Genomic DNA, 25,187 nt, shown 5'->3' with positions numbered 1-25,187 from the left:
AATAAAAATGATAAAAAGCAAAAGTTTAAAAAGATTTTTAGCAGTATTAATGGTAGCAGGAATAAGTTTAAGTGTAGTAGGATGTTCGTCAGATAAAAAAGAAACTAGTCAAACGCCAGAAACACAAGTAGCAGAAAGTAATTTCACACCAGTAGAATTTACATACTCAGATGGAGCGAAAGATTATAATGTCAAAGTAGAAAAACCAAGGCAAAAGGCAGTTACATTATCTCAATTTATGACAGAGATGTTACTTGCACTAGATTTAGGAGATAAAATGGTAGGAACAGCACTTTTAGATAACCCAATACTTCCAGAGTTTGAAGAAGCTTATAATAAAATACCAGAACTTAAAGTTGGAGAAGGACACTCTATATCTAAAGAAGGGTTTATAGCAACAGGTGCAGACTTTGTTAGTGGATGGGATTCATCTATAAATGAACAAACAACAGGATCACCAGATGAGTTAATAAAAAAAGATATAACTCCATTTATGGCAAAATCATATAATCCAGATGCAACAGTAGAAACTGTATATGAAGACTTTGAATTATTAGGAAAAATATTTGGAGTAGAAAATAAAGCAAATGAAGTAGTAAATAAAATGAAAAGTGATATAAAAGCTGTAACTGATAAAGTTGGAGATATAAAAGAAGAAGATAAAGTAAAAATGATGGTATATGATTCTGGTGAAAAGGATGCTATGGTAGTAGGAAGTGGTCTTGCAAATAACTTAATAGAATTAGCTGGTGGAAATAACATATTTGGAAAAGATGCAGATAAACCATACATAAATGTTTCTTGGGAAAGTATAGTGGCTAAAAACCCAGAAGTTATATTAGTAACTGATTTCTTAGCTGGTCAACCAGTTAAGGAAAAAATAGATTTCTTAAAGAATCATCCAGCACTTAAAGATGTACCTGCAATAAAGAATGATAAAATATATGTAGTAGGATTAGCTGACTTATCTCCAGGTGTTAGAAATCCTAAGCTTATAGAAGAAATGTATGGATATTTCTTTGAAGGAAACAAATAATGCAAGTTAGTATAGAAAACTCAAGAAACCTTTCAAAAAAGAGAGGTTTCTTATTTTGGACTATAGCTTTAATAATATTATTAGCAGGTACAATAGTCGGAGCAATAGCTATAGGAAGTACATATATAGAACCTGGAGAGGTATATAAAATTTTATTAAACAAATTATCAAATGGAATGTTATTTAGTGGAGTTGGAGAAGTCATGACCCATAATATAATATGGGAAATTAGATTTCCACGAGTTTTATTAGGAGCAATATGTGGAGCTGGTCTTGCAATATGTGGAGTATTAATGCAATGTGTAACTAAAAACCCTATAGCAGAACCGTATATATTAGGAATATCATCTGGTGCATCATGTGGAGCTGTTGCTGTTATTGTTTTAGGAGGGGTGTCATCTATTGGAATAAATAGTATAACATCTGGTGCATTTGTAGGTTCTATTATTTCAGGAGTGTTAGTGTTTGCAATAGGCACGCAGATGGGAAAAACAACATCAACAACAAGATTAGTACTTACTGGTATGGCAATATCTACAATATTTTCAGCGCTTACTAATTTACTTATATATTCAGCAGATAACTCAAACCAAGCTAAAAATGCACTTTTCTGGACTGTTGGAAGTTTAGGAGGAGCTAAATGGGATGTTTTATTAATTCCATTTGTAGCACTAGTAATAGTAATGATAGTAGCTTTTTTAATGTCTAAGTCTTTGGATATATTATTACTTGGAGATGATAGCGCTATAATACTTGGTATAAATGTAAAACTTGTAAAATCAATAATACTTATATTAGCAACGTTTTTAACATCTACCTTAGTTGCGATAACAGGAGCTATTGGGTTTATAGGACTTGTTGTTCCTCATGTATGTAGAACAATAGCTGGCAGTGATCATAAAAAGTTAATAGTACTTTCTGCATTAGTAGGTTCAATATTTTTAATAGCATCAGATATTGCCGCGAGGGGGCTTTTCCCACCAATAGAAATACCAATAGGTATAATAACTTCGTTAGTCGGAGGACCGTTCTTCTTGTATTTAATATCTAAGAAAAACTATTCATTTGGAGGAAAAGAATAATCATGAAGATACAGGTTAAAAATTTAAGGTTTAGTATAGATAAAAAAGAAATATTAAAAGATGTATCTTTTAATGTTCCTAAAGGTTCCTTTGTAGGGGTAATAGGCCCAAATGGTTCTGGAAAATCTACATTACTTAAAAATATATATAGGCTTTATAAGCCATCTAGTGGAGAGATACTATTAGATAACAAAGATTTATCTACTATGAAAGATAAAGAGTGTGCAAAAGAGATTGCAGTTCTTGCTCAAGAAAGTAGTTCACAGTTTGATTTTACAGTTGAGCAAATAGTGAAAATGGGTCGCTATCCATACAAATCTATATTTGAAGATTATTCGAAAGAAGATTTAAAAATGGTTGAAGATATGTTAAAAAAAGTTGGATTAGATAACTATAGTGAACGAAGTTTTTCTAATTTATCAGGTGGAGAAAAACAAAGGACTTTAATTGCGAGAGCATTAGTTCAAAATACTGATTTTTTAATATTAGATGAGCCTACAAACCACTTGGACATAGGGTATCAAATACAGCTTATGGACTTGGTGAAAAGCCTTAATATAACTACATTATCTGCAATACATGATATGAATATGGCATCTATGTATTGTGATTATTTAATCGTCATGAAAGATGGACAGATAACAAAATATGGGAAAGTGGAAGAAGTTATAACATCACAAATGTTAAAAGAAGTATTTGGTGTCAATGCATATGTAGGTATAAATCCTATAAATAATAAACTACAAGTATCATTTATGCATAGTCATGAACATGTAAACGGAGTAGGCCATGACCATGTTCACGAAGATGGATTTACAGGTAAGCATTCTCATTACCATAATCATTTAACAAATAAAATGGAGTTAGTTTAAGAAGAAGGTAAAAACCTTCTTTTTTTTACATTCAAGGAAAGATACATGAAGTGTTTTGCCGACAAGTCGCTTAGGTAAAGCTAACTTTTTGTTTAAGAATGTATTATATTAATTTAAAATCTGCTCATAACTTATTAATTAAAACTATATTAGGGAGTTTAGAAAAAGGTAAAAATGGGTATAATTATAAATTATATAAATAGGAGTAATGAACATGGGAAGATTATTAGAATTAGATATGGAATCTGATGCATTAGAACTTGCCAGAAATTATTGCAGACAAGAGGGGCTTATACTCATAACTGAAGATATAAAAGATGGAAGTTTGATTGTAATGGACAAAAATTTTAATACAGTTAAAATTTTTATAAAAGATGGTGAGTGGAGCTTATAATGTTATAAACATAGTTAAGTATGATTTATATTTATAGAGAAATCTACCTTATTTAGGTAGATTTTTTTATGACAAGGTGAGCGTATATTTATCAGGTTAAAATAATCACAGTATTCAGGTGATGTACTTTGCTGGTAAGGGTGAATTAATTCCTCAGATTATAATTTGTGTAATAGAATTGCTTAGGTGCTTTGTTATGGCAGATGTATTAAAAAACTATAAAAATTAAAGATGAAAATGACTTGACAGTATAGAGATAATTCAAACTTATTATAATAAATTGAATAGAATAAATATATATACTAGATAATAATATTAATATATTATACAGTTGACAAAATAAGTTTTAATGAATATCATAGTTTATATATAAATATTTAAATCCATTGATAAGGATTAGTAATCAAAATATCTTTATAACAGAGAGTTAAGGATGCTGAGAGCTTAGCATAAAGTATTTGATGAATGGACCTTTGAGGAGTAAGGTGAAATACAGTAGTAAACTAGCCGATATCGTGACTGCACGTTATAGCAGGTATAAGTGATATGCACTAGGTGTATATAATTTAGGTGGTACCGCGGAAAATATATCCGTCCTATTTATTTAGGACGGATTTTTTATTGCAAATTTATAGAAAAACAACTTAGGAGGAAATGTAATGAACAGAATAGGTATAATAGGTGCAATGGATGAAGAAGTAGATATATTAGTAGAATTAATGGATGTAAAAGAAAAAGTTGAAAAAGCCAGCTTAGTATTCTACAAAGGAAACTTAGAAAATAAAGATGTAGTAGTAGTAAGATGTGGAATAGGTAAAGTAAATGCTGCTTTATGTGCACAAATATTAATAAGTGAATTTGGTGTAGATGCAATAGTAAATACAGGTGTTGCAGGAGCATTAAATGCAGATTTAGATGTATATGATATAGTTATATCAACTGATGCTATACAATATGATTTTGATACAACAGTATTTGGAGACAAAAAAGGTGTAATACCAAGAATGGAAAATTCAACATTTGTTGCAGATGAGAGACTTGTAAATGCGGCGTTTGAATCATCAAAAGAAGAAACTAAAACTCATAAAGTAGTTAAAGGAAGAGTAGTAACAGGAGATAGATTCATAAGCTCTAGAGAATTAAAAGAAGAATTAGTAAAAGAGTTTGAAGCATTCTGTGGAGAAATGGAAGGGGCAGCTATAGCTCATGTTTGTGAGCTAAATAAAGTTCCATTTGTAATAATAAGAGCAATGTCTGATAGAGCTGACGGAAGTGCAGATGTTGTATATGACGAATTTGTTAAGGATGCAGCTCATAACTCTAAAGATATAGTACTTAATATGTTAAGATCAATATAATGAGGGGTGTTATTAATGAGCGAAAAGAAAATAATATTTAGTGGTGCTCAGCCATCTGGGAAAATGACTTTAGGAAATTATCTAGGAGCTATACAAAACTGGACAAAACTTCAAGATGAGTATGATTGTTTTTATAGTGTAGTTGATTTACATGCTATAACAGTTCCACAAGAGGCTAAAAATTTAAGAGCTAATACTATGGAATTACTTGCACAGTACTTAGCTTGTGGATTAGATCCAGAGAAAAATACGATATTCATACAATCTCATGTAAGTGCACATACTGAACTTATGTGGATATTAAATACGATGACTTATATGGGAGAGTTAAGTAGAATGACTCAATTTAAAGATAAGTCACAAAAAAGTGAAGCTAACTTAAATGCAGGATTATTTACTTATCCAGTATTAATGGCAGCAGATATACTTTTATATCAAACAGATTTAGTTCCAGTTGGAGAAGATCAAAAGCAACACTTAGAACTAGCTAGAGATTTAGCAACTAGATTTAACAATAGATATTCACCAACATTTAAAGTACCTGATCCATATATACCAAAAGAAGTTGGTAGAGTAATGAGCTTACAAGAACCAACTAAAAAAATGAGTAAGTCTGATGAAAATGAAAATGCATTTATACTATTAGCTGATGATGCAGATACAATAAGAAGAAAGATAAAAAGAAGTGTTACAGATTCAGTAGGGATTATAAAATATACTGATGAACAACCAGGAATAAAAAATTTACTTGAAATATATTCAAAATTAGACAATAAATCAATAGAAGAACTAGTAAGTATGTATGAAGGTAAAGGTTATGGTGATTTTAAAGGTGATGTAGCTGAAGTTATAGTTGAATCTTTAAGACCTATAAGAGAAAGATATCTTGATTTATTAAAGAACAAAGATTATTTAGAAAATGTTTATGCAATGGGTGCTGATAAAGCTGAAAGACATGCTAGAAAAACATTAAGAAAGGTATACAAAAAAGTAGGATTAATAGAAAGAAAATTCTTACCTAGATAATAATTTAAATTAAAGGATTATGTGTGAATTTAAATATATAAATTTATGCATAATCCTTTTCGTATTTTTAATCAAAAAAATCACATAATAAGTTTATATAAAAGTCATTCATAAAGGATGTGATGCACATTAAGTACAAAGAAGATAATGACCTTGATAAACAAAATCCTATAAATATGAAAGACCTTGATAAAGCTATGAATGAACTTAATATATGTGAAAAAACTACAGAAAATCTAGGGACTATAAGGAGATACCTAGAAAGATTAACTCTTATAATAGAAAGAAGTAGAATAAGAGAATATATGATGCTAACAGATAGTAAAAGAAGATTGTTCACAATAAATTTTATAGCAGGTTTAGGAAAAGGATTTGGTCAAGCAATAGGTCTATCAATACTTGCTGCATTTGTTTTTTACCTATTAAGTAAATCAGTGGATTTACCTGTAATAGGGGAGTATATAGCAAGATTAATGGATATAGTAGATGAATATAGAAGGAGGTAGTATATGAATACCCAAAAGTACAAAGAAGAACTACTAAAAGAAAAGGAGAAGTTATCGAGCCTAATAAATGAAATGCAAGATAATACAGTATTTGGAGATACAAGTGAACACACTAGTGAAAAGTATACATCAGGAGAATTATCTAGTTATGATAATCATTTAGCGGATATAGGGACAGAAGTATATATGCAAGATATGCAAAATAGTTTAACGATTCATGAAAAAGGTAGATTATTTAATGTAGAAAATGCTTTAAATAAAATAGAGAATGGAACTTATGGAATATGTGATATATGCAAAAATAATATTGAGGCTGATAGATTAGATATACTACCAGAAACAAATTTATGTAGCAACTGTGCAAAACATCAACCAGATATGCATCTAACTAGTAGAGAAGAAGGTCAAAATTTAATAAATGAAGGTCCTACATTTTATGATGAAGTATTATTAAAATTATATGAAATGAACAAAATGCCAAAGGAAGAGTCTGATAAAGACTAATATATGATGAAAAAAATACTATATGTTATTTGTATATCTGCAATTTTTATATTTGGTATGTTTAAGCTAGAAAATATAAATACAATAGAAGCTAATAATTTAGTTAGTGATAATTTTAAAGAATATGAAGATATAATAATAAAAAAAGGAAGAGATGATAAAAAAGTAGTGGCTTTAACCTTTGATGATGGGCCAGATGAAGATTTCACTCCTCAAATACTAGATATACTTAAAAAACACAATGTAAAAGGAACTTTCTTCGTAATAGGAGAAAAGGTAGGGTATAATGGTGATATAGTGAAAAGAGCATTTAAAGAAGGGCATGAAATTGCTAACCATACATTTACTCATATAAACGTATCTAAAAAATCTTATGATGAAATAAATAAAGAGATTATAGATACTCAAAATATAATAAAAGAAGCTATAGGTGAGTATCCAACATCATTTAGACCTCCATACAGGGCCGTATCTAAAAATATGTGTGATATAATAAAAAACAATGATATGGATATAATACTATGGTCAAATATAGATCCTAGAGATTGGTCTAACCCAGGAGTAGATTATATAGTTAACACAATTACATCAAAGGTGGAAAATGGGAATATAATACTTTTACATGATTATAATAAAGTGAGAAATAAAACTTCACAAACTATACTGGCATTAGATATGTTTATTCCTAAACTAAAAGAAAAAGGATTTGAGTTTGTTACTATACATGAGCTCAAAGATAGTCTAGATAAAGATCGTGCAACGCAAAAACAACAATAGGCTTCCAATAAGGGAGCCTTTTTTTGTATAATATAATATATATATAATTTTGGGAGGAAAAAATATTGACGTATATATTAATGATAGCTGTATTGATAGGAATAGATCAACTTTCTAAATTATGGGTATTAGGACACCTAAAAGGAATAGGTAGTATACCCATAATAGAAAATGTGTTTCATCTAACTTATGTAGAAAATAGAGGGGCAGCATTTGGAATGTTGCAAAATAATCAAATCATATTTATAATAGTTGCATTAGCAGCATCTATATTTGGATTATACTATTTAAATACTAATAAGAATTTAAATTTATTAGGAAAATCAAGTATAATACTTATAATATCTGGAGCTATAGGCAATTTAATAGATAGAATAAGACTTGGATTTGTAGTAGACTATTTTGATTTTAGATTTATATGGGAATACGTATTTAATATTGCAGATGTGTTTGTAGTAGTAGGAACTATAATGCTATGCATATATATTTTATTTTTTGAGGAAGAAAAGCAGGTGAAGTAATGGACGAAATAAAAGAATTTTTAGTTCTTGATGAAGAAGAGGGAGATAGATTAGATGTATACCTATCTTCTCAATTAGGAGATATGTCAAGAAGTTACATACAAAAGATAATAAAAGATAAAAAAGTGAGTGTAAATGGTAAGGTTGAAAAAGCTAAATACTTAGTCAAAGAAGATGATAAAATAATCATACAAATACCAGCTCCAAAGTTATTAGAGGTATTACCACAAGATATACCTATTGATATAGTTTATGAAGATAGCGATGTAATGATAGTTAACAAACCTCAAAATATGGTAGTTCACCCAGCTCCAGGAAATTATGAAGGAACCTTAGTTAATGCAATACTATATCATTGTAAAGACAATTTATCATCTATAAATGGAGTAATAAGACCTGGTATAGTTCATAGAATAGATAAAGATACATCAGGGCTGTTAATGATAGCTAAAAATAACAATGCTCATAATTTTTTAGCAGAACAATTAAAAGACCATTCTATAACTAGAGAATATGAATTTATATGTCATGGAGTAGTAAAAGAAGATAAAATAACTGTAGATAAACCAATAGGAAGAAATCCTAAAGATAGACTTAAAATGGCAGTGGTTAAAGATGGAAAAAGAGCTGTTACTCATTTTGAAGTTGTTGCTAGATATGAAAACTTTACACATATGAGAGCGAGACTTGAAACAGGAAGAACTCATCAAATAAGAGTTCATGCTTTATCTATAAATCATCCACTTTTAGGAGACACTGTGTATGGTCCTAAAAATAATAAATTCAAAGTAGAAGGTCAAACATTACATGCAAAAAAGATTGGATTTATACACCCAACTACTAAAGAGTATATAGAATTTGATTCAGAATTACCTAAATATTTTAAGAATATAATTAATAAACTTAAATAGGTCTTGAAAAATATATGATATAGATATATAATAATAAAAAATAAAAGAAATACCTTTAAGTGATACAGAGATATCATAAGGCAAAAGCTATATAAACATATAATATATCAAATTATATTAGTTGGTTTAATTTATTAATCATACTTATATTTAATTAGAATATATAAGCTTCTTGTCTTGTGATAAGAAGCTTTTTTAAACAAAAAATCTTATATAATAGGAGGTCACCATGATAGAAAAGGCCCAATTAATGGATGAAAAAGCAATTGGTAGAGCTATAACAAGAATAAGCCATGAAATAATAGAAAGAAACAAAGGTATTGAAGATGTAGTTTTAGTAGGTATAAAAACTAGAGGAGTACCTATAGCTCATAGAATATCTAAAAAAATTGAACAGATAGAAGGAAAAAAAGTTAACACAGGAGAAATCGATATAACTTTATATAGAGATGATTTAAAAGAAGTAGATGTAGATCCTGTGATCAATGGTTCTAACATAGATTTTGATATAAATGATAAGAAAGTTATACTAGTTGACGATGTATTATACACTGGAAGAACTGTAAGAGGTGCGCTAGATGCACTAATGGATATTGGAAGACCAAAATCTATACAACTAGCAGTATTAGTTGATAGAGGACATAGAGAGTTACCTGTAAGAGCAGATTATGTAGGTAAAAATGTGCCAACATCAAATAAAGAAATAATATGCGTTAAGTTAGCAGAAACAGACAAAGAAGATTGTGTAACAATAAACGAATAATTAAATACACTATAATCAATATACAATAGTGCCTTTTAAATCAGTACAGAGAGACTGAAAAAGGGAGAAGTATTTCTCCCTAAAAAATTTATGGGAGGTTTTTTTATGAAAAAAACAGTAATGTCATTACAACATCTATTAGCAATGTTTGGAGCAACAGTGTTAGTTCCTATATTGACAGGATTTAATCCTGCAGTAGCAATATTTTGTGCAGGTGTAGGAACTTTAATATTTCATGCTTGTACAGGTGGAAAAGTACCAGTATTTTTAGGTTCAAGCTTTGCGTTTATACCAGTAATATTAGCAGCTAAAGAAGCTTATGGCGGAGACTTAGCTTATGCTCAAGGTGGTATAATGGTAGCGGGACTTATATATGTAATAATGTCTTTTGCAGTTAAAGCGGTAGGAATAGATAAGATAAAAAAATATTTTCCACCACAAGTAACAGGAGCTATGATAGGTGTAATAGGTCTTAACTTATTACCAACAGCATTTAATATGGCCTCATCAAACTTTTTAATAGCAATAATAACTTTAGGAATAGCATTTTGTATAAATAAGTTTGCAAAAGGATTTATAAAGCAATTAGGAATATTAATAGCAGTTATTTCAGGATATGTGATATGTTTAGCGATGGGATTAGTAGATGTATCTACAATAACACAAGCAAGTTTAGTTGAGATACCAAAGTTTACATTACCAAAGTTTAGCTTAGAAGCTATAGTAATAATAGCTCCAGTAGTTCTAGCAGTATTTATGGAACATATAGGAGATATGACTACAAATGGAGCAGTGGTTGGTAAAAATTTCATAGAAAATCCGGGATTAAATAAAACCTTGCTAGGAGATGGATTAGCAACTATGGTAGCTGGATTCTTAGGAGGTCCTGCAAATACTACGTATGGAGAAAATACAGCAGTTTTAGCTATAACTAAAAACTATGATCCTTCTTTATTAAGAAGAACAGCAGTATTTGCTATAATACTTTCTTGCATAGGTAAGTTTGGGGGATTCTTACAAAGTATACCTCAAGCAGTAATGGGTGGAATAAGTATATTATTATTCTCTATGATAACTTTTGTAGGGTTTAAAACTATAAAAGATGGAGAATGTACTCAAAATAAAAATAATATAATAATAATAGCTACGATAATGATAATAGGACTTGGAACAACTTATTTAGGAAATAAGGGTATAGTAATAGGTATACCTATTACTGAAGCTGTATCTATAACAGGGCTTAGTTTATCGGCTATAGTTGGAGTTATATTAAATAGGATATTAAATAATAGTGAATTTAAAGCAAAAGAAGATACTAAAAATGTATCTCCACAAGCTACAATAGTATAATATATAAATAAAAAGCTATAAAGTTTGAATAATCTCAAACTTTATAGCTTTTATTTTTTATAATAAATTTAAAATTTTTTATACTTAATAATAAATACTAAAAAATGAATGATATACAAATAATGATCGTATATATACGAAAAAAATTATAAAAAATAGAAAATAAAAGCAAAAGTATAGACAAATTATAATATGTATTGTAAAATAAAAACCTATTGTCGAACGAAAAATAAAAATTTAAGATTAAAGTTCAATAGCATTTAGGAGGAGTTTATGAAGTTTAAAAAGCTAATATCAATAGCAGCATCAGTAGTATTGTCAGCAACATTGCTAACTGGATGTTCATCAAAAAATGAAAAGGCAAATTCAAATCTTTCAGTAGGGATAGTGTTAGGGGAAGGAAGTATAACTGATCAATCATTTAACCAAGCTACGTGGGAAGGATTACAAAAAGCTAAAGAAGATTTTAATATAGATATAAAATACTTAGAATCACCACAAGAATCTGATTATATACAAAATATAGAGACATTAGTAGACCAAGAAACTGATTTAATAATAGGTGTTGGATACCAATTAAAAGATGCTATAAAAGAATCAGCAGAAAGTTATCCAGACCAAAAATTTGCATTAATGGATGAAACATATGACAAAATTCCAGAAAATGTTGTGCCTGTAATATTTAAAGAAGAAGAAGCAGCATACTTAACAGGAATAATAGCTGCTAAGATGACTAAGACTAATAATGTAGGATTTATAGGAGGAATGCCAACTCCAGCTATAAGTAAATATCAATATGGATACAAGTATGGAGTAGAGACTACTAACAAAGATGTAAAAGTAGCACAGCAATATGCAAACTCATTTAGTGATCAAGCAAAAGGTAAATCAATAGCTAAGCAAATGTATGCTTCAAATGTAGATACAATATTATCAGCAGCAGGGGATACAGGAACAGGTGCTATAGAAGCAGCTAGAGAAAATAATAAATATGCTATAGGTGTTGATAGAGATCAAAGTTATTTAGCTCCAGATAATGTAATAACATCTGCATTAAAGAAATTAAACGTAGCATCTTATGATTTAGCTAAATCATTAGTTGAAGGGAACTACAAAGGTGGAGAAGCTCAAGTTTATGGATTAAAAGAAGGTGCAGTAGGTATACCAGAAAATACTAACAAGCTTGTACCTCAAGAAATAATAGATTATGTAAATAAACAAGCTAAAAAAGTTATAGATGGAGAAATAAACGTTCCAAGAACAGAAAAAGAATATAATGATATGATGAAATAGATAAAAAAGCCTTATGGAAATCCATAAGGCTTTTAATATTATTAATAAAAAGTTTAGATTTAAATGTTTAAAGTTTGTTTTAATTTTCTTTTATTCTAAGCTTTGCAACAAGTTCATCTGTAGGAGTTACATACATTGTGTTGTTAGTTTCATATATTACCATACCAGGTTTTGCTCCATTAGGCTTTTTGACATTTTTCTTTTTTGTATAATCAACAGGAACTTGTGCAGACATTTTTGATTTACTAAAGTATGCAGCAAGCATAGCACCTTCATATAAAGTTGTTTCAGGTATATCTTTAGAATCAGATTTTATAATAACATGAGAACCTGGTATATTTTTAGTATGCATCCATATATCATCATTACTTGCAATCTTTAAAGTAAGATGATCATTTTGTTTATTATTTTTACCTACCAATATTTTAAATCCATCACTACTTAAAAATTCATGAGGTTTAGTTGTAAGCTTAGTTTCTTTTTTATTTTTACTAGATGATTTTAAATAACCAACTCTACCTAGCTCTTCTCTTATATCAAGTAGCTCTGCTAGGTTTTCACAATTTTCTATACTAAGCATTATATTCTCTAAATATTCTATTTCATCTTTGGTTATATCTATTTGATGAGTTATTTCTATTTTAGCAGTTTTCATCTTAGTATATTTTTTAAAGTACTTCTGAGCATTCTCAGAAGGAGTTAGATTTTTATTAAGTTTTATTTTTATAGTTTTATATTCTGGGTCGTAGAAGTTTTGAACCTCAACACTTTCCATACCTTTTTCTATCATGTAGATATATGAAGTTATAAGTTCTCCATAAATCTTGTATATATCAGCATTCTCAGATGCTATAAGTTCTTCATTTTGTTTTTTTAGTTTATTGTAAAGTCTATCTAACTTTATAGAAATACTTTTTCTTAAATCAGAAGATCTTTGATGAACTCTGTCTTTTATATCCTTAGTTTTATAGTAATATTCAATTATATAAGACATACTATCATTTTTAACAAAAGATAAATCTTTAAACATTGTTAAATCTACGCAACTAAAATCTATGATTTTATCAACACTTTCATCTACTACAACACATGGAGAATAGATATTATTTTTCATATCTTTAAATAAACCTTTAAACTCTTTATATAAAGATCTTAAATCATCAAAAGAATACTCAGATGTACTTAAATTTTCATTTATGTTTGCTCTATGACAAATTTCCTTGGAAATAACAGGGCTTATGCCTAAAAACCTAGAGTAAATAGACTTGTATAAGTTACCATCAAAAGATTCTAATTCTTTTATAAATTCATCTTCAGATATATCATCTAAAGGATTTAATTTATCTTGAGCAGGAGGTAGATTGTAAGTCATACCTGGGAGTATCTGTCTAACCCTACTTATGCTAGGAGGTATTCTCTTTGCTGAGTCTATTATTTTATTATCATTTGAATGAGTAAGTATTATATTACTGTGTCTACCCATTATTTCTATATATATATCCTTTGTAGTTTTTTCCTTCAACTCATCAAGAGACTCTACACTTATTTTTACTATTCTTTCAAAACCTACCTGAGATATATTTACTATATTACCTCCTTGTATATGTTTTCTAAAAAGCATACAAAACATAGGGGCATTTATAGGATTTTCTTTTTTATAATCCTTAGCTAAATATACCCTTGGATTTGAGGCACTAGCACTTAATACTAATTTAAAGTTCTCTTTATTGTTTCTTATATGTAAAACAACTTCATCGTTTTCAGGTTGGTATACTTTATCTATCTTACCTCCTAAAATCTTTGATTGTAGCTCGTTTACTATAGAATGTATAACTAAACCATCTAAAGCCATAATAATCGCTCCTTTCTTAGATGAACAATATATAATAATTATTACATAATATAAGTATATTGTGAATATTTATCAAAATTAATTAAAGAAAGTATATAATTAATTATAAGGGGATAAAAACAAATTTTATATCTATATAATTTCCCTTTCTTATTAATATATTGTATAATATTAAGTTAGGGATTAAATTAGAGGGGGATAGTATGGAATTTTGGAAATTACATGGGATAGGGAATGATTTTATAGTTATAGACCAAAGGTTTAATCAATATGATGAATACGAAAAAATAGCAAAAAAAGTATGTAATAGAAAATTTTCAGTAGGTGCTGATGGGCTTTTAATTGTTAAGAAATCTAACATAGCAGATGTTAAAATGTTATATTATAATTCTGATGGGTCGATAGCATCTATGTGTGGAAATGGACTTAGATGTTTTGCTAAATATGTTTATGACAATGAGATAGTATTAAAAGAAAATTTTAAAATAGAAACTCTTGATGGAATAAAAGAAGTAAATATAAACAAAGAGGATAATATAACAAGTTTAGTAAAAGTTAATATGGGAAGTGGAAGCTTCTTGTGTAAAAACATATCTATGATTCATACTATGGAAACTTTCTTAGAGCAAAAGATAAAAGTAAAAGATAAAGAATTTATAGTAAGCTCTATGTTAATGGGAGTTCCTCATACTGTTGTTTTTGTAGATGATATAAACTTAAATGATGTACATAAATATGGAAGTGAAATAGAAAAAAATAAAATGTTTTTAAAAGGCACTAATGTAAACTTTGTAAAAATTGAAGATAATAATAATATAAAAGTAGCTACTTGGGAAAGAGGATGTGGTTATACTTTAGGATGTGGTACAGGAATGACAGCATCAGCAGTTATAGGAAATTTTTTAAGAAAATTAGATAAAAATGTATATGTAACATCACAAGGTGGATGTGTAAAAATAGATATAAATGAGGACTGTATATATATGACAGGGCCTGCAGTTAAAATATGTGAAGGTATTTTGGAGGTATAATATGGCAATAAGTATGACTGGCTTTGGTAGAGGAGAATATAAAGATGATAACTATTATTTTTTAATAGAGTGTAAGACTATAAATCATAAATATGCAGATATAAATATAAGATTACCAAGAAAGATATCATTTTTAGAAGAAAAGGCAAGAAACTTAATAAAAAATTATGTAAAAAGAGGTAGAGTTGATTTATACATAAAGCTTGACGTATTAGGTAGTGAAGATGTAAACTTAAAATTCGATGAAGTATTAGCTAGTCAATATGTAGGAATATTAAATCAAATAAAAAATAAGTTTGATTTAATAGATGATATAAGCGTTATGAATATAGCTAAGTTTCCTGACATAATAAAAGCTGAAGAAAAAGAAGAAGATGAAGAATTTTTATGGGAAATGCTTAAAAAATCTTTAGAAGAAGCTTTAAGTAATTTAAAAGAAATGAGAATAGAAGAAGGTAAAAAATTAGCAGAAGATGTTATAATGAGATGTGACCTTCTTAAAAATTATATTGAAGAAATTGAAAAGTATTCATATAATGTTGTTATTGATTATAAAGAAAAATTAAATACTAGAATATCTGAGATACTAGAAAATCCTAGCATAATAGATGAAAATAGATTGGCACAAGAAGTTGCAATATATGCAGATAAAAGCAGTATAACAGAGGAAATAGTAAGATTTAAAAGTCATATAGAGCAATTAAAAAAGACTATAGTAAAAGACGAATCAATAGGAAGAAAGATAGACTTCCTAATACAAGAAATGAACAGAGAAACAAATACAATAGGATCAAAATCATCAGACTTAAATATAACTAATTTAGTAGTAGAAGTTAAATCTGAATTAGAGAAAATAAGAGAGCAAATACAAAATATAGAATAAATAATAATAAAATATATAATAATGAAACTTGTATATCAGAAAGGAAGATAGTAATGCTTAAGAAAAAAGGGCTATTATTAGTTGTATCTGGTCCATCAGGAGCTGGTAAAGGTACAATATGCAAAGAGCTACTAAACAAAAATCACGATATAAAATTATCGGTATCAGCAACAACTAGAAAGCCAAGAAATGGCGAAGTTGATGGAGTTAATTACTTCTTTTTAGAAAAAGAAAAATTCCAAACGATGATAAATAATGGTGAATTTTTAGAGTATGCTCAAATTTATGACAATTTTTATGGTACACCAAAGGCTGCTATAATAGAATCTTTAGAAAATGGACAAGATGTCATATTAGAGATAGAAATGCAAGGAGCTAAGCAAATAAAAGATGTATATCCAGAGGGTGTATTTATATTTGTATTACCGCCATCTCTTGAAGAATTAAAAAATAGAATAGTTGGAAGAGGAACAGAAACAGAAGAAGAAATACACAAAAGATTTAGTTGTGCATTTGAAGAAATAAACAAAATATCTGATTACGACTATTTTGTAGTGAATAAAGATGTAAATACATCAGTAAAAGAATTAGAAAGTATAATATTAGCGGAAAAAAATAAAGTTAATAGATATAAAAATAATATAATAGCAAAATTCAAGGAGGAATTATAAAATGTTAAAACCATCAATAAATGAAGTATTAAACAAAATAGACAACAGATATTATTTAGTTGGAACAGTAGCAAAAAGAGCTAGAGAAATAATAGACGGTGCTGAGCCTATAACAACTACAAAAACTAGAGATAACAAACCTGTAACTATAGCGACTCAAGAAGTTGCTGATGGTAAAATAAGCTATAGATTATTAACTCAAGAAGAAATAGATTTAAATGAAGCTGAAAAGCACTTAGAACAAAAAATTACAGAAGAGGAGTAATTCTTATGTTAAAAGGTAAAACTGTTGTACTAGGAGTAAGTGGAGGAATAGCTGTATACAAATCATTAGATGTAGTAAGTAGACTTAGAAAATTAGGTGTAAATGTTCATGTTATAATGACTAAAGCTGCTACTGAATTTGTAACTCCATTATCATTTCAATCATTAAGCCAAAACTATGTAGTTTGTGATATGTTTGAAGAACCAAAAACTTGGGATGTAGAGCATGTATCACTAGCTAAAAAAGCAGATGTATTTTTAATAGCACCTGCAACTGCTAACTTCATAGGTAAAATGGCTAATGGCATAGCTGATGACATGCTTACAACAACAGTTATGGCTACTAAGGCAAAAGTATTAATAGCACCTGCTATGAATACTAATATGTATGAAAATCCTGTACTTCAAAGAAATATAAAAATATTAAAGGAACTAGGTTGTAATTTTGTAGATCCAGAAAGTGGAAGACTTGCTTGTGGAGATACTGGAAAAGGTAAGTTAGCATCACCAGAGGTAATAGTAAATGAAGTAGTTAATTTACTTACACAAAAGCAAGATTTAATTGGTAAAAATATAATAGTTACTGCTGGACCTACAGTAGAAAGCATAGATCCAATGAGATTTATAAGCAATAGATCTACAGGTAAGATGGGATATGCAATTGCAACTCAAGCAGCAAATAGAGGTGCTAATGTAACTTTAATATCAGGACAAACTAATCTAGAAGTTCCTAAAAATATAAAAAAGCTTATAAAAATAGAAAGTGCTGAGGATATGTATAATGCAGTTTTAGAAAACTTAGATGATAATCAAGTTGTAATAAAAAGTGCAGCAGTAGCAGATTATAAGCCTAAAAACTATTCTAATAAGAAAATAAAAAAATCTGATGATGATTTATCTATAGAATTAGAAAGAAATAAAGATATAGCTTATGAAATAGGCAAGATAAAAAAAGATAAAATACTAGTTGGATTTGCAGCAGAAACTAATGACCTTATAGAAAATGCTAAAGGTAAAATAAAGAAAAAGAATCTAGATTTTATTGTAGCTAATGATTTAACTAAAAAAGGCGCTGGATTTGGTGTAGATACTAATATAGTTAAGATTATAGATAAAGATGGAAATATTACAGAATATCCAAAAATGAAAAAAGAAGAAGTGGCAGATGTTATATTAGATAATGTCAATAAGTTACTACAAAGATAAGCATCTATTAATTTAGATGCTTTTATTTTTAGCAAGAGGTATAATTGAGTAAATAGCTATTAAAAAGGACATAATCTAGTTAATACGAGTAGGAGATAGATGTTTTATAATGGAAAAGTATGCGAAATTAGTAGTAAGAAGCAATACTATACATACAGACAATTTATTTACATACAAATTTTCAAATCTTTTAATAGATGATTTAAAAGTAGGTCATAGAGTTTTAGTTCCTTTTGGTAGAGGAAATAAACCTACAGAAGCCTTTGTCTTTGAGATAAATAATAAAGTAGAAGATAACATAAGGTTAAAAGAAATTATAGATGTATTAGATAAAGAGCCTATATTTTCAAAAGAAGATTTAGAATTGGTAAAATGGATGAAAAATAGATATCTGTGCACATATATAGATTGTATAAACTTAATATATCCAAAAGGATATAAGTTAAATAATTATAAAGTTGCAGTTTTAAATAGCGATATAAGAAATTTAGACCAATTAGAAATAAAAGGTGTAATTAGTTCATTAAATGAAGATGAGCAGATAGTAGTAAATTCTATACTAGATAACAAAGGAAAGATAAAAATAGATAAATTAAAGTCTATAAATAATATAAATAATATACTTTACAGACTTAATAAAAAAAATATAATAGATATTTTATGGGAATATAAAGATCATAAAAATGAAAAGAAAATATGCTATGTATCATTAGCTATTGATAGTGATTATATAGATGAATATATAAAAAACAATAAGATAGCCCTAGGAAGTAAGCAAAAAGAAGTTATAAACTTTTTAAAGTACAATGATAATAGTGAAATAAATGATATAATGGAATTGTTAAATGCATCTAAAAAAAGCATAACATCATTATATGATAAGAATTTAATTAATTTAGAAATAAGAGATTATTATAGAAGGCCTAAAGATATATATAGCACGGACTATAAAGATATAAAATTAAATAAAGAGCAATTATATGCTGTTAATAAAATAACATCAGAGATGTTTGAAGAAAATAAAAAACCTTACATGATTCATGGTGTAACAGGTAGTGGTAAGACAGAAGTATATATGGAAGTTATAGATTATGCACTAAATCAGGGTTTAGATAGTATATTTTTAGTACCAGAGATATCTCTAACTCCACAAACTATAGATAGATTAAAAAATAGGTTTGGAGATATAGTAGGAGTATTTCATAGTCAATTATCAGAAGGTCAAAAACATGATGTGTATAAAGCTATAAAAGCAGGCAAAATAAGAATATTAATAGGTGCAAGATCTGCATTATTTGCTCCATTTAAAAACTTAGGTGTAATAATAATAGATGAATTTCATGAGTCTTCATATAAGTCAGAGAAAAACCCTAAATTTAGCACTATAGAAGTTGCTAGGTATATGTCGCACAAGGAAAATATATCGTTGATATTAGGTTCTGCAACTCCATCTGTTGAAGAATACTATAAAGCTTGCAATAAAGAGTATGAATTAATAGAAATAAAATCTAGAGCTAATAAAAGACCGCTTCCAAAAATTGAAGTTGTAGATATGAAATTAGAACTAAATAATGGAAATAAGAGTATATTTAGCATAAGACTACAACAAGAAATAGAAACTGCTATTAAAAATAATAATCAGGTAATATTATTTTTAAATAGAAGAGGTTATGCAAGTTTTGTATCATGTAGAAACTGTAGTTATGTATTTCAATGTGAAAATTGTGATATATCATTAACATATCACAAAATAAATAACATAGGAAGGTGCCATTATTGTGGTTATGAAAAAGAAATACCTCATGAGTGCCCGGAATGTGGAAGCAACTATGTAAAACCTTTTGGAATAGGAACTCAAAAGATAGAGGAAGAGTTAAAAAATATATTCAAAGATGCAAAAATTCTTAGAATGGATAAAGATACTACCTCTAAAAAAGGTTCATTAGAAGAAATTCTTAATAAATTTAAAAATAAAGAAGCAGACATATTAATAGGAACACAGATGTTGAGTAAGGGATTAGACTTTGACAATGTAACCTTAGTAGGAATATTATCAGCAGATATGATATTGAATTTTCCGGATTTTAAAAGTTTTGAAACTACATTTCAGCTAGTAACTCAAGTTTCAGGACGGGCAGGAAGATCTGATAAGGAAGGTAAGGTTATTCTTCAAACTTATGATACAGATCACTATGCTATAAGAAGAGCCATAAACTATGATTATGAAGGATTTTATGAAGATGAAATAAAAATCAGAAAAGCATTTGGATATGCTCCTTTTAACAATATGGTAAGTGTTGTAATAAGCGGTGAAAATGAACATATAGTAAAGCAAAATGCTAAGAATATGTATGATTCAATTATTTATCTTCTCAAATCTAGGGGTATAAATAATTTTGATTTCATATTAGGTCCAAACCCATGTTCAATATCAAAAATAAACCAAAATTATAGATGGCAGATATTATTTAAGGATGAGGATATTGAAATAAATCTATTAAAAGGTATAATAAAATATATATGTATAACAAAACGAGACGTAGTGTTTAATAAAGAGGTTAATGTATCCATAGATATTAATCCAAACAACATATTATAAAATATAGGAGGAGACAAAAATGGCGTTAAGAGAAATAGTTCAAATAGGAGACCCTATTTTAAGAAAAAAAGCAAAAAAGGTAGAAAAAATAGATGATAGATTAATACAATTATTAGATGATATGGCAGAAACAATGTATCATGCAGATGGTGTAGGTCTTGCTGCACCTCAAGTAGGAGTATTAAAGAGAGTTGCTGTTATAGATATCGGTGATGGTATAATAGAACTTATAAATCCAGAAATAATAGAAACTTCTGGAGAGCAATTAGGAGATGAAGGATGCTTAAGTGTTATAGGCGAATGTGGAGCTGTAAATAGACCATATTATGTAACAGTAAGAGCATTTAATAGACAAGGTCAATATGTTGAAATAAAGGCTGAAGAATTTTTAGCAAGAGCATTTTGCCATGAAATAGACCATTTAGATGGTGTATTATTTGTAGACAAAGTACAAAAGTAGTAGGAGATGATTAAATGAGGATAGTATTTATGGGTACACCTGAGATTGCTCTTGGGTGTTTACAAAAAATAATAGATGAAAAACATGAAGTAATAGGTGTGATAACTCAACCAGATAAACCTCAAAATAGAGGTAAAAAGCTTGGAATGCCTCCTGTTAAAGAGCTTGCACTTAAATATGATATACCAGTATATCAACCATTAAAGGCAAGAGATGAAGAGTTTGCAAATGTATTAAAGGAATTAAATCCAGATGTAATAGTAGTTGTAGCTTATGGACAAATACTTCCTAAATCTATATTAGATATTCCTAAGTTTGGTTGTATAAATGTCCATGTTTCTTTACTTCCAAAATATAGAGGAGCGGCACCTATAAACTGGGTAATAATAAATGGTGAAGAAAAAACAGGAGTTACTACTATGTATATGGATGAAGGTCTAGATACTGGAGATATGATACTACAAAAAGAGTTTGCATTAGATAATGAAATAACAGCAGGAGAGCTTCATGATAAGATGATGGTTGTTGGAGCAGAAACTCTAAAAGAAACTTTAGACTTAATTGAAAAAGGGTGTGCACCAAGAACTAAGCAAAATCATGATGAGTTTAGTTATGCACCTATGATGGATAAGTCTTTAGGAAATATAGATTTTAATAAAAGTGCAAAAGATATACATAACCTTGTAAGAGGGGTTAATCCATGGCCAAGTGCATATACAACTTATGATGGAAAGACTATGAAAGTATGGAAGACGAAAGTGCTAAATGAGGAAAGTCAAAAAGCACCTGGAACTATATTAAGCGTTGATAAAGATGGTATAAAAGTAAGCACTTTAGATAAAGTAATATTACTTGAAGAAATACAAATGCCAGGAAAGAAAAGAGTTTTAGTTTCTGAATATATAAAGGGAAACAGTATAGATACTTCAAAAATATTAGGCTAGGTAAATAAAATGGTAGAATCAAAAAAGTATATGACGGCCATAGGTATATTATTAGTAATTCTTTTGACTATAGGTTTACTTGTTAACTTTTTTATATCTACTTTAGCAGGTGTATTTGCTATAATAACAGATATACTAATATTATTAGCATCGATAGTAATAATATTTTCTATAGTAGTTACAAATAATATTATAAGGGATAAAGATGTAGACTCATCTTTAATGAAGGTTAACTTTAAAATTGTATCATTTTTATTTCCTATAATAACTATTATTGCAGAATTTGTTAATATACCCAAAAATGAAATAAGAAAGGTATATATAAAATTAAACAATAAATATATATATAGTAATAGTTATAACTTAAAGCCAGAAGAAATATTAATATTAATACCTCATTGTGTTCAAAGAAATAGCTGTAAGTTAAAAGTTACTAACAAAATAGAAAACTGTGCAACTTGTGGTTTGTGTAATATAGGAGATTTAGTAAAATTAAAAGAAAAAACAAATGTAAATATATTTGTAGCTACAGGGGGAACACTAGCCAGAAAAATAATAATGGATAACAGACCAAAAGCTGTTATAGCAGTAGCTTGTGAAAGGGACTTAACAGCTGGAGTACAAGATATGAGACATGTACCCGTTTTAGGTGTATTTAATAAAAGACCTAATGGACCTTGTGTAGATACTAATATAGATATAAATGAAGTTGAAGAAGCTATAAAATTTTTTACAGAGAGAATATATAGCTTATCTTTATAAGAATCTATATTAAATTAAGATAGGAGTGTTTTATATGTTTTATCCATATGGATATGGGTATGGTTTAGACCCTACAATTATGATATTAATTCCAGCGATACTTTTTACTATTTATGCTCAATTTAAAGTAAGTAGTACTACTAGTAAGTATCTAAGAGTGAATTCAAGTAAAGGTTATACTGGAGAACAAGTAGCAAGAACAATATTAAATTCTAATGGATTAAATAACGTATCTATAGAAATGGTTACAGGGCATTTAACTGACCATTATGATCCAAGAAGTAATACTGTTAGATTATCACAAGATATATATTATGGAACATCGATAACATCTATATCAGTTGCGGCACATGAATGTGGCCATGCAATACAGCATGCTAAAGGATATGTACCACTTAATTTTAGAAGTGCTTTAGTTCCTATAGTTAATTTTTCATCTAATATATCTTGGTTATTAATTGCTTTAGGATTTATAATGAGGGGACCATTTTTAGAAATAGGAATAATACTATTTGCAGCATCAGTCTTATTCCAAATAGTAACATTACCAGTTGAATTTAATGCATCAAGTAGAGCTATAGTTCAGCTTAATAATCTAGGAATAGTAGACAAAAGAGAATCTAATCAAAGTAGAAAGGTTCTTACAGCAGCAGCATTAACTTATGTAGCTGCAGCATTAACTTCAGTTTTACAACTACTTAGATTATTAGCAATAGCAAACAGAGATAATGATTAAAGGAGATTGTCCTAGGGTTTCTAGGACTTTTTCTGTTTAAATTAAGGAGAAATAGCATGAAGGCAAGAGAAATAGCATATAAGGTACTTTTAGATATTGAGGAGAATAATAATTATTCTAATACATCAATAAATAAACATTTTAAGAAAATTGAAATGACTAATCAAGATAGAGGTCTTGCTACAGAATTAATATATGGTGTAATAGAAAATCAATATTATTTAGATTATATAATAAATAAACTTTCTAAGATAAAGACACAAAAGATGTCAACTTGTGTTAAAATATTGCTAAGATTAGGTGTATATCAGATAGCATTTTTAGATAGTATATCTGATTATGCAGCTGTTAATGAGACCGTAAATTTAGTCAAAAAATATGATAAAAGATCATCAGGATTTGTAAATGCAATACTTAGAAATATAATAAGAAAAAAAGAAGAGATTTTAAAAGTAGATATAGATGATAACATAATGTATTTATCTACTAAATACTCTTATAGTCCATGGATGATAAAAAATTGGATTAAAAACTTTGGAGAAGAATTCACAAAAGATTTATTAGATTCTAATAATGAAAAGCCAAATTTATACTTAAGAGTTAACACTTTAAAAATTAACAGAGGTGAACTTATAGAAAAGCTAAATAATATAGGTGTAAAAGCTTATAAAGTAAACCTTATAGAAGAAGCTATAAGAGTGGAAAACTTTAAAAATATAGAAAATAATGAATTGTTTAAAGAAGGATTATTTACAGTTCAAGATATAAGTTCAATGTTAGTTGGAAAAGTAGTTAATCCTAAAAAAAATTCATTAGTACTTGATATGTGTAGTGCACCAGGTGGAAAAACTACTCATTTAGCGACTCTTATGAATAATACTGGAGAAGTTTTGGCCAGAGATATATTTGAACATAAATTAAAACTTATAACATCAACAGTAAATAGATTAGGTCTTAAAAATGTAGTTGTAGAAAAATTTGACTCATCTAAAGTAGATGAAAAAAGTATAAATAAATTTGACTATGTATTGGCAGATGTACCATGTTCAGGACTTGGAATAATAAAAAGAAAACCAGAAATAAAATATAAAACAAAGGCAGAACTAAAAGATTTACCTTTAATACAAAAAACTATATTAGAAAATGCATCTAAGTATGTTAAGAAAGATGGAATACTTGTATATAGTACTTGTACTATAGAAGATACTGAGAATATAAATATAATAAATGAGTTTATAAAGACTAACAATGATTTTGAATTAGTACCTATAGATGAAGTGAATGTAGATTTAGATAACCAAGATAAAGGATATTTAAAAATATACCCTAACATACATGGAATGGATGGTTTCTTTATAGCAAAATTAAGAAAAGTAAGGTAGTGAT

General features: G+C 28.2%; 26 protein-coding genes and 1 other annotated feature. Of the genes, 25 read left to right on the top strand and 1 reads right to left on the bottom strand.

Going from position 1 to position 25,187, the window contains the following annotated elements; all coding sequences use genetic code 11:
• Nucleotides 1–7 precede the first annotated feature (7 nt).
• The 14 genes from FRIFI_RS11175 to FRIFI_RS11110 all read left to right on the top strand — a co-directional run bounded on the left by FRIFI_RS11175 (nt 8) and on the right by FRIFI_RS11110 (nt 12,393).
• Nucleotides 8–1,036, top strand: coding sequence for an ABC transporter substrate-binding protein (locus tag FRIFI_RS11175; RefSeq protein ID WP_166505887.1), 1,029 nt, complete (start codon nt 8–10; stop codon nt 1,034–1,036).
• Nucleotides 1,036–2,118, top strand: a complete 1,083-nt coding sequence (locus FRIFI_RS11170) for a FecCD family ABC transporter permease (protein WP_092924262.1) — start codon at nt 1,036–1,038, stop codon at nt 2,116–2,118. The genes FRIFI_RS11175 and FRIFI_RS11170 overlap by 1 nt, the downstream gene beginning before the upstream one ends.
• Nucleotides 2,119–2,120: 2 nt before the next feature.
• Nucleotides 2,121–2,990 (top strand): ABC transporter ATP-binding protein, encoded by an 870-nt coding sequence (locus FRIFI_RS11165; protein ID WP_207733530.1) that lies wholly within the window; start codon nt 2,121–2,123, stop codon nt 2,988–2,990.
• A gap of 214 nt (nt 2,991–3,204) precedes the next feature.
• The gene (locus FRIFI_RS11160) at nt 3,205–3,384 is read left to right on the top strand and encodes a hypothetical protein (RefSeq protein ID WP_092924268.1); all 180 of its coding nucleotides are present in this window, start codon (nt 3,205–3,207) and stop codon (nt 3,382–3,384) included.
• Between the two features lie 377 nt (nt 3,385–3,761).
• Nucleotides 3,762–3,986: a binding site (T-box leader), on the top strand.
• 57 nt (nt 3,987–4,043) lie between these two features.
• Complete coding sequence (locus FRIFI_RS11155) at nt 4,044–4,742, top strand: 5'-methylthioadenosine/adenosylhomocysteine nucleosidase (RefSeq protein ID WP_166505886.1); 699 nt, start codon at nt 4,044–4,046, stop codon at nt 4,740–4,742.
• A 15-nt stretch (nt 4,743–4,757) separates the two neighbouring features.
• Nucleotides 4,758–5,768 (top strand): tryptophan--tRNA ligase, encoded by a 1,011-nt coding sequence (gene trpS, locus FRIFI_RS11150; protein ID WP_166505885.1) that lies wholly within the window; start codon nt 4,758–4,760, stop codon nt 5,766–5,768.
• A gap of 122 nt (nt 5,769–5,890) precedes the next feature.
• On the top strand, nt 5,891–6,274 hold the full coding sequence (locus FRIFI_RS11145; RefSeq protein WP_166505884.1) for a DUF5665 domain-containing protein: 384 nt from the start codon (nt 5,891–5,893) through the stop codon (nt 6,272–6,274).
• A 3-nt stretch (nt 6,275–6,277) separates the two neighbouring features.
• On the top strand, nt 6,278–6,778 hold the full coding sequence (locus tag FRIFI_RS11140) for a TraR/DksA family transcriptional regulator (RefSeq protein WP_166505883.1): 501 nt from the start codon (nt 6,278–6,280) through the stop codon (nt 6,776–6,778).
• A gap of 6 nt (nt 6,779–6,784) precedes the next feature.
• Entirely contained in the window at nt 6,785–7,555 is a 771-nt protein-coding gene (locus FRIFI_RS11135) for a polysaccharide deacetylase family protein (RefSeq protein WP_166505882.1), read from the top strand.
• A gap of 65 nt (nt 7,556–7,620) precedes the next feature.
• A complete protein-coding gene (gene lspA / locus FRIFI_RS11130) occupies nt 7,621–8,076 on the top strand; it encodes a signal peptidase II (protein ID WP_166505881.1) in 456 nt (151 codons plus the stop codon).
• The gene (locus FRIFI_RS11125; protein WP_166505880.1) at nt 8,076–8,987 is read left to right on the top strand and encodes an RluA family pseudouridine synthase; all 912 of its coding nucleotides are present in this window, start codon (nt 8,076–8,078) and stop codon (nt 8,985–8,987) included. Before lspA ends, FRIFI_RS11125 begins: the two co-directional genes overlap by 1 nt.
• Nucleotides 8,988–9,216: 229 nt before the next feature.
• A complete protein-coding gene (gene pyrR, locus FRIFI_RS11120) occupies nt 9,217–9,750 on the top strand; it encodes a bifunctional pyr operon transcriptional regulator/uracil phosphoribosyltransferase PyrR (RefSeq protein WP_092924293.1) in 534 nt (177 codons plus the stop codon).
• Nucleotides 9,751–9,855: 105 nt separating this feature from the next.
• A complete protein-coding gene (locus tag FRIFI_RS11115; protein ID WP_092924295.1) occupies nt 9,856–11,100 on the top strand; it encodes a uracil-xanthine permease family protein in 1,245 nt (414 codons plus the stop codon).
• A 273-nt stretch (nt 11,101–11,373) separates the two neighbouring features.
• Nucleotides 11,374–12,393: a BMP family lipoprotein gene (locus FRIFI_RS11110; protein ID WP_166505879.1), complete on the top strand. Its 1,020-nt coding sequence runs from the start codon at nt 11,374–11,376 to the stop codon at nt 12,391–12,393.
• A gap of 79 nt (nt 12,394–12,472) precedes the next feature.
• Here the strand turns inward: FRIFI_RS11110 and FRIFI_RS11105 are convergent, their stop codons facing one another.
• Entirely contained in the window at nt 12,473–14,245 is a 1,773-nt protein-coding gene (locus FRIFI_RS11105; protein WP_166505878.1) for an Rqc2 family fibronectin-binding protein, read from the bottom strand.
• Nucleotides 14,246–14,448: 203 nt separating this feature from the next.
• Between FRIFI_RS11105 and dapF the strand changes: the two genes are divergently transcribed.
• From dapF to rsmB, 11 genes are all read left to right on the top strand, one after another.
• Complete coding sequence (dapF, locus tag FRIFI_RS11100) at nt 14,449–15,276, top strand: diaminopimelate epimerase (protein ID WP_166505877.1); 828 nt, start codon at nt 14,449–14,451, stop codon at nt 15,274–15,276.
• Nucleotide 15,277: 1 nt separating this feature from the next.
• On the top strand, nt 15,278–16,159 hold the full coding sequence (locus tag FRIFI_RS11095) for a YicC/YloC family endoribonuclease (protein WP_092924306.1): 882 nt from the start codon (nt 15,278–15,280) through the stop codon (nt 16,157–16,159).
• Between the two features lie 53 nt (nt 16,160–16,212).
• Nucleotides 16,213–16,830 (top strand): guanylate kinase, encoded by a 618-nt coding sequence (gene gmk / locus FRIFI_RS11090; protein WP_092924309.1) that lies wholly within the window; start codon nt 16,213–16,215, stop codon nt 16,828–16,830.
• Between the two features lies 1 nt (nt 16,831).
• On the top strand, nt 16,832–17,095 hold the full coding sequence (gene rpoZ, locus FRIFI_RS11085; RefSeq protein WP_166505876.1) for a DNA-directed RNA polymerase subunit omega: 264 nt from the start codon (nt 16,832–16,834) through the stop codon (nt 17,093–17,095).
• Nucleotides 17,096–17,100: 5 nt separating this feature from the next.
• Nucleotides 17,101–18,300, top strand: coding sequence for a bifunctional phosphopantothenoylcysteine decarboxylase/phosphopantothenate--cysteine ligase CoaBC (coaBC, locus tag FRIFI_RS11080; RefSeq protein ID WP_166505875.1), 1,200 nt, complete (start codon nt 17,101–17,103; stop codon nt 18,298–18,300).
• 109 nt (nt 18,301–18,409) lie between these two features.
• Complete coding sequence (gene priA, locus FRIFI_RS11075; RefSeq protein ID WP_166505874.1) at nt 18,410–20,899, top strand: primosomal protein N'; 2,490 nt, start codon at nt 18,410–18,412, stop codon at nt 20,897–20,899.
• A gap of 19 nt (nt 20,900–20,918) precedes the next feature.
• The gene (gene def, locus FRIFI_RS11070) at nt 20,919–21,359 is read left to right on the top strand and encodes a peptide deformylase (RefSeq protein ID WP_092924321.1); all 441 of its coding nucleotides are present in this window, start codon (nt 20,919–20,921) and stop codon (nt 21,357–21,359) included.
• Nucleotides 21,360–21,373: 14 nt separating this feature from the next.
• Entirely contained in the window at nt 21,374–22,303 is a 930-nt protein-coding gene (gene fmt / locus FRIFI_RS11065; RefSeq protein WP_166505873.1) for a methionyl-tRNA formyltransferase, read from the top strand.
• Nucleotides 22,304–22,312: 9 nt separating this feature from the next.
• A complete protein-coding gene (locus FRIFI_RS11060) occupies nt 22,313–23,065 on the top strand; it encodes a DUF116 domain-containing protein (protein ID WP_166505872.1) in 753 nt (250 codons plus the stop codon).
• Between the two features lie 34 nt (nt 23,066–23,099).
• Nucleotides 23,100–23,801 (top strand): zinc metallopeptidase, encoded by a 702-nt coding sequence (locus FRIFI_RS11055; RefSeq protein ID WP_092924331.1) that lies wholly within the window; start codon nt 23,100–23,102, stop codon nt 23,799–23,801.
• Nucleotides 23,802–23,857: 56 nt separating this feature from the next.
• On the top strand, nt 23,858–25,183 hold the full coding sequence (rsmB, locus tag FRIFI_RS11050) for a 16S rRNA (cytosine(967)-C(5))-methyltransferase RsmB (RefSeq protein ID WP_166505871.1): 1,326 nt from the start codon (nt 23,858–23,860) through the stop codon (nt 25,181–25,183).
• The last annotated feature ends 4 nt before the right edge of the window (nt 25,184–25,187 follow it).

The organism is Romboutsia hominis (genome assembly GCF_900002575.1).
GTDB classification, from domain to species: Bacteria; Bacillota; Clostridia; order Peptostreptococcales; family Peptostreptococcaceae; genus Romboutsia_C; species Romboutsia_C hominis.
This window is presented reverse-complemented; position numbering and strand designations above follow the sequence as displayed.